Annotated in this window: 10 protein-coding genes; 9 read left to right on the top strand and 1 reads right to left on the bottom strand. The window is 75.6% G+C overall.

The genetic code is table 11. The features are described from left to right. Both VK640_17625 and VK640_17620 read left to right on the top strand, forming a co-directional pair. On the top strand, positions 1–2,422 hold a 2,422-nt coding region (locus tag VK640_17625), incomplete at its 5' end, for a family 2 glycosyl transferase (protein HTE74999.1). Then, positions 2,419–3,981 (top strand): DUF5719 family protein, encoded by a 1,563-nt coding sequence (locus VK640_17620; protein HTE74998.1) that lies wholly within the window; start codon positions 2,419–2,421, stop codon positions 3,979–3,981. The genes VK640_17625 and VK640_17620, both read left to right, overlap by 4 nt. Positions 3,982–3,985: 4 nt before the next feature. Here the strand turns inward: VK640_17620 and VK640_17615 are convergent, their stop codons facing one another. Then, positions 3,986–4,435, bottom strand: a complete 450-nt coding sequence (locus VK640_17615; GenBank protein HTE74997.1) for a metallopeptidase family protein — start codon at positions 4,433–4,435, stop codon at positions 3,986–3,988. Between the two features lie 85 nt (positions 4,436–4,520). Here VK640_17615 and VK640_17610 point away from each other — a divergent pair, with 85 nt between their 5' ends. The 7 genes from VK640_17610 to ahcY all read left to right on the top strand — a co-directional run bounded on the left by VK640_17610 (position 4,521) and on the right by ahcY (position 10,742). After that, positions 4,521–4,871 carry a DUF3499 domain-containing protein gene (locus tag VK640_17610; protein ID HTE74996.1) on the top strand — a complete coding sequence of 117 codons (351 nt, stop codon included), beginning with the start codon at positions 4,521–4,523 and terminating at the stop codon, positions 4,869–4,871. 164 nt (positions 4,872–5,035) lie between these two features. Continuing rightward, positions 5,036–5,290 carry a hypothetical protein gene (locus VK640_17605; GenBank protein HTE74995.1) on the top strand — a complete coding sequence of 85 codons (255 nt, stop codon included), beginning with the start codon at positions 5,036–5,038 and terminating at the stop codon, positions 5,288–5,290. Between the two features lie 71 nt (positions 5,291–5,361). After that, positions 5,362–6,759 carry a phosphomannomutase/phosphoglucomutase gene (locus VK640_17600; GenBank protein HTE74994.1) on the top strand — a complete coding sequence of 466 codons (1,398 nt, stop codon included), beginning with the start codon at positions 5,362–5,364 and terminating at the stop codon, positions 6,757–6,759. 23 nt (positions 6,760–6,782) lie between these two features. Beyond that, positions 6,783–6,959 (top strand): Trm112 family protein, encoded by a 177-nt coding sequence (locus VK640_17595; protein HTE74993.1) that lies wholly within the window; start codon positions 6,783–6,785, stop codon positions 6,957–6,959. After that, positions 6,956–8,131 carry an SIS domain-containing protein gene (locus VK640_17590; protein ID HTE74992.1) on the top strand — a complete coding sequence of 392 codons (1,176 nt, stop codon included), beginning with the start codon at positions 6,956–6,958 and terminating at the stop codon, positions 8,129–8,131. Before VK640_17595 ends, VK640_17590 begins: the two co-directional genes overlap by 4 nt. Then, positions 8,128–9,138: a cation diffusion facilitator family transporter gene (locus tag VK640_17585; protein ID HTE74991.1), complete on the top strand. Its 1,011-nt coding sequence runs from the start codon at positions 8,128–8,130 to the stop codon at positions 9,136–9,138. The genes VK640_17590 and VK640_17585 overlap by 4 nt, the downstream gene beginning before the upstream one ends. Positions 9,139–9,293: 155 nt before the next feature. Then, positions 9,294–10,742: an adenosylhomocysteinase gene (ahcY, locus tag VK640_17580; GenBank protein ID HTE74990.1), complete on the top strand. Its 1,449-nt coding sequence runs from the start codon at positions 9,294–9,296 to the stop codon at positions 10,740–10,742. Positions 10,743–10,749: the final 7 nt, after the last annotated feature.

Raw genomic sequence — 10,749 nt, 5'->3', positions numbered from 1 at the left:
CCTCGTCGGCAAGCTGCCCCGCCACTCCGCCGACGAGCTGGGGGCGCTGCTCGCGGTGGTCGGGCGGCCGGACCGGCTGGTGGCGGCGCGCCGGCGTCGACGGCGCACCGGGCGGGTTCCGGCGCGCTCAGCCGTCCGACTGCTCGCGCCACGGTCGGCCGGGCTGCGGCACCTGATGGAGACCGCCGCCCTGGTGACCGGCACCGGGGCGGGTGACGTGGCGGGCGGCCGGCACCGCGGGGCGGCCCGCGGCCCGTCCCGCCCAGGGACCGCCGCTCCCTCGACCGGGCCGACGTCCGAGGAGGACGAGGACCTGCCGTCGTGGGGCACCGGCCCGCTGCGCCGGTTCGTCCTACGTCCCTCGGTCGGCGTGGTGGTGGCGCTGACCGTTGTCGCGCTGGTTGCTGCGAGGTCCCTGGTCGGCGACGGCCGCCTCCTCGGCGGTGCCCTGCTCCCGGCGCCCGACCACGCCGCCGACCTGTGGCGGGCCTACGTGGCGGCCTGGCACCCGGTCGGGGTGGGCAGCGACACGCTCGCGCCGCCCTACCTGGCCGTGCTGGGCGCGCTGTCGACCGTGCTCGGCGGGCCGGAGCGGGCGGTCGACCTGGTCCTGCTCGGCGCGGTCCCGCTCGCCGGGGCCACCGGCTACCTGGCGGCCCGCCGGGTCGTGGCGACCGTGCCGGTGCGCGTCTGGGCGGCCGCGACGTACGCCCTCCTGCCGCCCACGCTGGGTGCCGTCGCCGCGGGACGCCTGGGCACGGCGGTGCTCGCGGTCCTGCTGCCGCTGGTGGCGCTGACCACGGTGCGCGCGCTGGGCCTGGACCCGCGCCGCGGGCCGGGCAGCACCCGCGCGGCGTGGGGCACCGCCATGCTGCTCGGGGTGGCGACGGCCTTCGTGCCGGGGGTGGCCGGGGTGGTGCTCGCCCTGGCCCTGCTGGCGCTGCTCGTGGTGCGCGGACGCGACCTGCTGCGGCTGGCCGTCCTCGTCCTGGTGCCGGTCGCCCTGCTGCTGCCGTGGCTGCCGGCCCTGGTGGCCGACCCCCAGCTGCTGCTCCTGGAGGCCGGCCTGCCCGGCCCGGCCCTCTCCGACGCCGACCCGGAGCCGTTGTCGCTGGTGCTCCTGCATCCCGGCGGTCCCGGCGCCCTGCCGTGGGTCCTCACCGCGCCGCTGTTGCTGGTGGCGCTGGCGGCCCTGCTGCGGCCGGACCGGCGCCGCCCGGTCCTGGCCGGCTGGGTCCTGGCCGGCACCGGGCTGGTCGCCGCCGTGCTGCAGTCGCGGGCCGATGTCACCGCCCCGACCCTCGAGGACCCGGTCCCCGCCTGGCCGGGACCGGCCCTGCTGCTCGCCGGGGCCGGTCTGGTGCTCGCCGCCGCTACAGGGGCGCAGGGTGCACGGGACCGGGTTGCCGGCAGCAGCTTCGGCTGGCGGCAGCCGGCGGTCGCGGTGCTCGCCGGGCTGGCCCTGGTCATGCCCCTGGTCCTGGCCGGCTGGTGGGCGGTCGCCGGCGCCGGTGACCCGCTGGACCGGCGGGACCCGGTGCTGCTGCCGGCGTTCGTCGCGGCCGAGGGCGACCAGCCGGCCCGGCCGCGCACCCTGGTGCTGCGGGCCCGGGGGCAGGGGGACCTGACCTACGCGCTGCTGCGCTCCGAGGGGCCGCGCACCGGCGACGCCGAGCTCGCGCCGCCGGCCTCGGCAACGACCGCGCTGGACCGGGTCGTGGCGGACCTGGCGTCCGGGCGCGGCGGTGACGCCGCTGCCCGGCTGGTGCCTTACGGCATCCGCTTCGTGCTGCTCGCCCGGCCGGCCGACCCGGCGGTGGCCCGAGCCGTCGACGCCGTGCCCGGCATGGTGCGGGTCAGCGGCGCAGGCGGCACCGTGCTGTGGCGGGTCGACTACCGCACCGGTCGGCTGCGTCTGCTGCCCAACGGTGCCCCGGTCGTCGGCCCGGACGGGGCACCGCCCGAGGGCCGGGTCGTCCCGGCCGGGCAGGTGCGCGCCTCGGCCGACCTGCCCCGCGCATCAGGACCAGTGGCCGACCGGCTGCTCGTGCTCGCCGACCCGCGCGACGACGGGTGGCGGGCGACGGTCGACGGCGAGGCGCTCGAAGGCCGTGGCTACGACGGCTGGGCGCAGGCGTTCCTGGTGCCGCGAGACGGGGGCCGGCTCTCGCTCCGCCACGACCAGGGCATCCGCACCGTGCTGCTGTGGGTGCAGCTCGCTGTGGTGGTGCTGGTGGCCGTGCTGGCGCTGCCCCAGGTGCGCACCGAGGAGGACGAGATCGACGAGAGCGACGGCACCGGCGGCACCGGCGACGCCACTGGCACCGGCGAGACCGGCGAGACCGGCGAGACCAGCGGCACCGGCGAGACCAGTGGCACCGGCAGCGCGGTGCCGCCGGTGGGCGCCCGGAGGCTCGGGTGACCCGGCGGCTGTGGCGGCGCCCGGGCACAGCGCTGCTGCTCGTCGTGCTGCTCCTCGTCGGGCTCGTCGTCGTGGCCGAGCTCACCCGGCCGGTCGCGGCCGCGGCCCCTGACCAGGGGGCGCCGGCGGCCCGGGCCGAGCAGGTGCCGGTCGCCCGGTCGGCCGCCGCCTGCCCCGACCCGGTCGTCGACGAGGGCACGATGACCGAGATCGCGCTGGCCGCGCCCGGCGACACCGCCGAGGGCACCAGCGGCTCCAGCGGCTCTGATGGCTCCGACGGCCCCGGCAGCCTCGGCAGCGCCGTGCTGACGCCGACCCGACCCGGGTCGGCGAACCTGTCCCGCCTCGTCGCCCCCGGCGCGGAGGTCACCGAGGTCGAGGACCCCGACAGCGACGACGACGTCGACGGGCCGGGCCCGGTCGCGGCGCGGGGCACCGGCCGGTCGGCACCTGGGCTGGTGGCCGCCCAGCTGACCCGGAGCACCCAGGCCACCATGCGCGGGCTGGCCGGGGTGACCTGCGCGCCGTCCGACACCGACGCCTGGTTCGTGGGCAGCGGGGCGGTCGTCGGCCAGCGCGGCCGGGTCTACCTCACCAACATCGAGGCCGCGCCGGCCGTGGTGGACCTGACGCTGTACGGCCCGGACGGCCCGATCGACGCCCCGGACGGACGCGGCGTCACAGTGGCCCCGGGCCGGCAGGAGGTGCGGCTGCTCGACGCCCTGGCGCCCGGCACCGAGCGGTTCGCCGTGCACGTGCACGCCCGCCAGGGCCGCATCGCCGCCGCCGTGCGCGACCAGCAGGTCGACGGGCTCACGCCGCTGGGTGCGGACTGGCTGCCGCCCGCGCAGGCGCCGACCCGGCGGCTCCTGGTGCCCGGGGTCCCGGGCGGCACCGGGAAGCGGCGGCTGCAGGTCGTCGCACCGGGCGACTCCGACGGCATCGTGCGGGTGCGGCTGGTCACCGAGTCCGGCGCGTTCGCCCCCGCCGGGCTGGACGTCATCGAGGTCCGGGCCGGCACCGTGACCGACGTCGACGTCGCGCCGTTCGCATCGGGCGAGCCGGTGACCGTCGAGCTCGCCTCCGACGTGCCGGTGACCGCCGGTGTCCTGACCGAGCTGACCGGGGAGACCGGCGAGCTCGGCGAGATCGCATACACCGCGGCGACCGCCCCGCTGACCGCGTCGACCCCGGGCGTGGTGGTGGACGCCCGCGGCGGCGAGGTCGTCACCAGCACGCTGCTGCTCACCGCGCCGCGCGGCGCGGCCCGGGTCAGGCTGGTGCCGCTCGACCCGGCCGACGGGGAGCCCACCGAGGTCAGGGTGTCCGAGGGGACCCAGGTCGCGCTCGACCTCAGCACGGTCAGCAGCGTCGAGTCCTTCGCGCTGGCCGTCGTCCCCGTGCGCGGCTCCGGCCCGGTCCTCGCGGTCCGCCAGCTCGACGAGGACGAGGAGCGCGGCCCGTTCGTCACCTCGGGCCCGGTCCAGCCCGGGCGGTACGTCGTCGAGGTCCCGCTCGTCGCCCCCGACCTGTCGAGCGGCCTGCCGCCGGCCGGCTGAGGGGTCAGCCCTCGGGGTCGACCGTGCCCGGGTCGAGGCCGAGCAGGTCGGCCAGCTGCTCGACCACGACGTCGTGGACGAGCAGCTCACGGGCTCGCAGGCCATGGGCGCGGGCCTCGACGGGGCGCCGGTAGACGACGATCCGGGCCGGGTCCTGCGTCGTCGCCGGCTCGGTGCGGCCCAGCGGGACCTCGTGGTCGCCGGCCTCGGGGACCTCCTCGACCTGCACCTCGACGTCGGCCAGCTCGGTGGCCCAGCGGGACTCGAGGCGGCTCACGGCCGCCAGCACCAGCTCGTCGAACTGCTCCGCACGGGTCCGCGACACCGGGAGGTCCCCGGGCGCCAGCGGGCCGCGCAGCCCCCGGCCGCGCCGGTCGCGGTGGCGGCTCCGGCTCCGGCTCGCCGGCACGGCCCGCGGCCGACGGGCCCCGCCGTCCCCGCGCCGCCCTTCCACCCAGCCAGCGTAGCCAGTGCTGCCGCGGCCTCCGCGCGGGCGTGTTGGCGCGGCTGCGGGCCCGCCGGTCGGTACCGTTCGCCCCGTGAGCCCCGTCCGCCGCTGTTCGCGGACCGCCTGTGGTCGCCCGGCGGTCGCGACGCTCACCTACGTCTACGCGGACTCCACGGCCGTGCTCGGCCCGCTGGCCACCTACGCGGAGCCGCACTGCTACGACCTGTGCGCGTCCCACTCCGAGCGGCTCACCGCCCCGCGCGGATGGGAGGTCCTGCGGCTCGCCCCGGACCCGGACAGGCTCGGCCCCAGCAGCGACGACCTCGAGGCGCTGGCCGACGCGGTGCGCGAGGCGGCCCGCCCGGCACCGCCGCGGGAGCCCGAGCCGGTGGAGGCCGGCCGGCGCGGCCACCTGCGGATGCTGCGCAGCCCCGACGCCTGACCGACCCCCGTGCCTGCCGACCGGCGGACTGGCTGACCGGGTGGCGTCGCCGGATGTCCGCTCTGCGACGTACGCCCGGGAACCTCCGCATCCTCAAGCATCTCGGCGGACCTGCCGACCTCCTCCGTGCACGAGCAAGCACCTCCACCGGAGAGCAGGTCCCCATGGCTCGGTCGTCCACCCCCGCGCAGCACGTGCCCCTCGGATCCCTGACCCAGCCGGGCGCGCGCGACGGCGCCGCGTGCCAGGCCTGCGGCAGCGAGCGGGTCACCCGGATCGCGATGGCGCTCACCGACGGGTCACCGGTGCAGTTCACCTCCTGCCACCGCTGCGAGCACCGCACCTGGGAGGAGAGCACCGCCGTCGGCCCCGCCGTGCTCCCGGTCCAGCGGGTGCTGGACAAGACGCGCAAGCCCTGACCAACCCCGACGTTCCGCCCGGGACGGCGCCGCCCTGAGCCGCCGCGTGCCGCCTCGCTAGGCTCGCCCGCGTGCCGCTGCGAACCGCCGACCTGTCCGACGTCGTCAAGGCGTACGACGTCCGCGGCGTGGTACCCGACCAGCTCGACGAAGGCGTGGCGCGGGCGATCGGTGCGGCGTTCGTCCGGGTGGTCGGCGCGGCCGGCTCCGCGGTCGTCGTCGGCCACGACATGCGGCCGAGCTGGCCCGGGCTGGTGGCCGCCTTCGCCGACGGGGCCACCGCCCAGGGCGCCGACGTCGTCGAGATCGGGCTGGCCTCGACCGACCAGCTCTACTTCGCCAGCGGCCACCTCGACCTGCCGGGCGCGATGTTCACCGCCAGCCACAACCCGGCCCGCTACAACGGCATCAAGCTCTGCCGGGCCGGTGCCGTGCCGGTCGGTGCCGACTCGGGCCTGGCAGAGGTGCGGCGGCTGGCCGAGGACGGCGTCCCGGACCACGACGGCACGCCGGGCACCGTCCGCAGCCAGGACGTCCTCGCCGGCTACGCCGCCTACCTGCGCGGGCTGGTCGACCTCTCGGCCATCCGGTCACTGAAGGTCGTCGTCGACGCCGCCAACGGGATGGGCGGCCACACCGTGCCGACCGTCCTCGCCGGGCTCCCGGTCGACGTGGTGCCGATGTACTTCGAGCTCGACGGCAGCTTCCCCAACCACGAGGCCAACCCGCTGGATCCGGCCAACCTCGTGGACCTCCAGGAGCGGGTCCGGGCCGAGGGCGCGGACATCGGCCTGGCCTTCGACGGTGACGCCGACCGGTGCTTCGCGGTGGACGAGCGCGGTGCGCCGGTCTCGCCCTCGGCCGTCACGGCCATGGTCGCGCTGCGCGAGCTCGCCAAGGAGCCGGGCGCCACAGTCATCCACAACCTGATCACGTCGCGCGCGGTGCCGGAGCTGGTGAGCGAGCACGGCGGCGTCCCGGTCCGGACCAGGGTCGGCCACTCCTACATCAAGGCCGAGATGGCCCGCACCGGGGCGATCTTCGGTGGCGAGCACTCCGCGCACTACTACTTCCGCGACTTCTGGCGGGCCGACACCGGCATGCTCGCGGCGCTGCACGTCCTGCGCGCGCTCGGCGAGCAGGAGCGCCCGCTCTCGGCGCTGGCGGCCGGCTTCGAGCGCTACACCGCGTCCGGCGAGGTCAACAGCGAGGTCGCCGACGCCGCGGCCGCGACGGCGGCGGTCCGCCAGCGGTACGCCGACCTGCCCGGCGTCTCGGTCGACGACCTCGACGGCATGACGGTCGACACCGCCGGCTGGTGGTTCAACCTCCGCCCGTCCAACACCGAGCCGCTGCTGCGGCTCAACGTCGAGGCGGCCGACGAGGCCACGATGTCCGCGGTCCGCGACGACGTCCTCGCCGTGGTTCGCGGGGGCACGCCCGCCGGCCCGCCGCCTGCCACCACCTGAGCCGACCCGACCCGAGGAGTGCCGTGCAGCTCGACCCCCGCCTGCTGGAGATCCTGGCCTGCCCGCAGTGCCACGCCGCCCTGCGGGTCGACGACGAGGCGCAGGAGCTGGTCTGCACCTCGACCACCTGCGGCCTGGCCTACCCGGTCCGCGACGACATCCCGGTGCTGCTGATCGACGAGGCCCGGCGGCCCTCGTGACCGGCGCGCCACTGATGGACGACAGCGTCCTCGACGATCGCGAGGCGCTGGAGCTCCTCGACGCGAGCGCGATGCTGCGGGCCGTCGCGACGGCGGGTGCGCAGGTGCGCGAAGCGGTCCTGCACGTCGGTGACGAGCTGCTCGGCGCGGTGGTCGTGGACGGTCGGCCGCGGGCGGTCGTGGTGACCGGCATGGGCGGCTCAGGCATCGCCGCCGAGGTCGCCGCCTCCGTCGCCGGGCTGGGCTGCCCGGTCCCGGTCGTCGCGCACCGCGGCCACCAACTGCCCGGCTGGGTGGGCGGCATGGACCTCGTCGTCGCGGTCTCCTGCTCCGGCGGGACGGAGGAGACCCTGTCCGCGCTGGACGAGGCGATCCGGCGCGGCGCCCGGGTGGTCACCGTCGGTGCCGCCGGCTCGCCGCTGTCGGCGCGCGCCGACGACGGCCGGGCGGTGCACCTGCCGGTCGACGCACGTGGCCGGATGCCGCGGGCCAACCTCTGGGGCCTCGCGGTCCCGGTGCTGCGGGTGCTCGACGCCCTGGAGCTGGCCGACGTGCCGGCCCTTCAGCTGGCCCACCTGGCCGACGTGCTGGACGAGACCAGCGAGGCGTGCGGCCCGGGCGCCGAGAGCTCGCTCAACCCGGCCAAGCAGCTGGCGGTGCAGGTGGCCGGCTCGCTGCCGTACGTCTGGGGCGCCAGCGACGTGGCGTCGGTCGCGGCCGCGCGCTTCGCCGCCCAGCTCGCGGAGAACGCCAAGTACCCCGCGGTCAGCGGGGCGCTGACCGAGGTCCACCACAACCAGGTCGTCGTGATGGCCGGTCGCTTCGGGTCGCTCGGCGAGGCCCAGGAGGACATCTTCCGCGACCCGTTCGAGGACCCGGTGCCGGGCGGTGACCGCCCACGGATGCGGGTCGTCCTGCTGCGCGACACCGAGGAGGTCCAGCAGGTGTCCCGGCGGGCCGACGCGACGGTCGAGCTCGCCCAGCGGTTCGAGGTCGCCGTCGACGTGCTGCGCGCGCAGGGCGACGAGCCGCTGCTGCGGCTGGCCAGCCTGGTCGCCCCGCTGGACTTCGCGAGCGTCTACCTCGCGCTCCTGCAGGGCCTGGATCCGTCGCCGATCGAGCCGATCGTCGCGCTGAAGTCCGGAGCCGTCGGGGCGGGTGGCGACCGTTGAGCGCCGCCGGCGGCTCGCGGGCCATCGTCGCGGCGCTCGCGGCCAACCTTGGCATCGCGGTCACCAAGTTCGTGGCGTTCCTGCTGACCGGCTCGTCCTCGATGCTGGCCGAGTCGATCCATTCGGTGGCCGACTCGGGCAACCAGGGACTGCTGCTCGTGGGCGGCCGGCGGGCCAAGCGGGCCGCGACGCCGGAGCACCCCTTCGGCTACGGCCGCGAGCGCTACATCTACGCCTTCATCGTCGCCATCGTCCTCTTCAGCGTGGGCGGCCTCTTCGCGCTGTACGAGGGCTGGCACAAGCTGCAGCACCCCGAGCCGATCGACGAGTGGCAGTGGGTGCCCATCGCGGTGCTGCTCGCGGCCGTCGCGATGGAGGGCTTCTCCTTCCGCACCGCGATCGTCGAGTCCAACCACGTCCGGGGCGGCCAGTCCTGGGTGCAGTTCGTCCGGCACGCCAAGGCACCCGAGCTCCCGGTGATCCTCCTCGAGGACCTCGGCGCGCTGATCGGGCTGGTGCTCGCGCTGATCGGGGTCAGCCTCACGCTGATCACCGGCGACGGCACGTGGGACGGGCTCGGCACGGTCTGCATCGGGGTGCTGCTCGTCGTCATCGCCGTCGTCCTCGCGCTCGAGACCAAGAGCCTGGTGCTGGGCGAGGGGGCGACCCCTGAGGCGGTGCGCCGGATCGAGGCCGCGCTGCTGGCCGACGACAGCGTCGAGCGGGTCATCCACATGCGCACGCTGCACCTCGGCCCGGAGGAGCTGCTCGTGGCGGCGAAGATCGCGGTGCGCCACGACGACACCGCCGCCGAGGTCGCGCGGGCGATCGACGCCGCCGAGGTGCGGGTGCGCGAGGCCGAGCCGATCGCCCGGGTGATCTACCTCGAGCCCGACCTGCTCCGACCCGCGGCCGAGCCGGCCGACCGGCCCGCCGCCGAGCCGGCCACCCAGGCCGCCGCGCACGCCGCCCGGGACGGGGATGACCTGGTGCCGCCGGCCCGGTAGACTGCAGGACCGGTCGATCGCTCGATCGAGTCTGGCGTCGCTGATGGGATGGCCCTGAGGGGCCGCGCCGGGCACCTGCCGGACGTACCGCCGTTTGCTGACTGCGCGTCGCGTCCGCACGCCCTTGACCGCCGACCCATCCGAGGAGCACCCGCATGACCACCCTCAAGCCTGGTGACTACAAGGTCGCCGACCTGTCGCTGGCCGAGTACGGCCGCAACGAGATCCGCCTCGCCGAGCACGAGATGCCCGGCCTGATGGCGCTGCGCGAGGAGTTCGGCGCGAGCCAGCCGCTCGCCGGTGCCCGCATCGCCGGCTCCCTGCACATGACCGTGCAGACCGCCGTCCTGATCGAGACCCTCGGCGCGCTCGGCGCCGACGTCCGCTGGGTCTCCTGCAACATCTTCTCCACCCAGGACCACGCCGCCGCTGCGGTCGTCGTCGGCAAGGACGGAACCGTCGACGCGCCGGCCGGCACGCCGGTCTTCGCCTGGAAGGGCGAGACGCTGCCGGAGTACTGGTGGTGCACCGAGCAGATGCTGACCTGGCCTGACGGCAAGGGTCCGAACATGCTGCTCGACGACGGCGGCGACGCGACCTTGCTGATCCACAAGGGCAGCGAGTTCGAGAAGGCCGGCGCGGTGCCGACCGCGGGCGAGGAGGACTCCGAGGAGTACGCCGTCATCCTCGACCTGCTGCGCGCGTCGGTGGCCGCCGACCCGACCAAGTACACGCGGATGGGCGAGGGCATCAAGGGCGTCACCGAGGAGACGACGACCGGTGTGCACGGCCTCTACGAGTTCGCCAAGTCGGGCGACCTGCTGTTCCCGGCCATCAACGTCAACGACTCGGTGACCAAGTCGAAGTTCGACAACAAGTACGGCACCCGCCACTCGCTGATCGACGGCATCAACCGGGCCACCGACGTGCTCATTGGCGGCAAGGTCGCGGTCGTCCTCGGCTACGGCGACGTGGGCAAGGGTTGCGCCGAGTCGCTGCGCGGCCAGGGCGCCCGCGTCATCGTCACCGAGGTCGACCCGATCTGCGCGCTGCAGGCCGCGATGGACGGCTACCAGGTCACCACCCTCGACGACGTCGTCGAGACCGCTGACATCTTCATCACCGCCACCGGCAACAAGGACATCATCAGCGCGGCCGACATGGCGCGGATGAAGCACCAGGCGATCGTCGGCAACATCGGCCACTTCGACAACGAGATCGACATGGCCGGGCTGGCCCGCACCAAGGACGTGCGCCGCACGACCATCAAGCCGCAGGTCGACGAGTGGACCTTCGCCGACGGGCACTCGATCATCGTGCTGTCCGAGGGCCGCCTGCTGAACCTGGGCAATGCGACCGGCCACCCCAGCTTCGTGATGTCGAACTCGTTCGCCAACCAGACGATCGCCCAGATCGAGCTGTGGACGAAGAACGACCAGTACGAGAAGCAGGTCTACGTGCTGCCCAAGCACCTCGACGAGAAGGTCGCGCGGCTGCACCTCGACGCCCTGGGCGTGAAGCTCACCAAGCTCAGCAAGGAGCAGGCGGAGTACATCGGCGTGGACGTGGCCGGGCCGTACAAGCCCGACCACTACCGCTACTGACCGCCGA

It is taken from the genome of Actinomycetes bacterium (genome assembly GCA_035489715.1).
GTDB lineage: Bacteria > Actinomycetota > Actinomycetes > JACCUZ01 > JACCUZ01 > DATHAP01.
The sequence above is the reverse complement of the archived record's forward strand: the minus strand, read 5'-3'. Positions and strand labels throughout refer to the sequence as shown.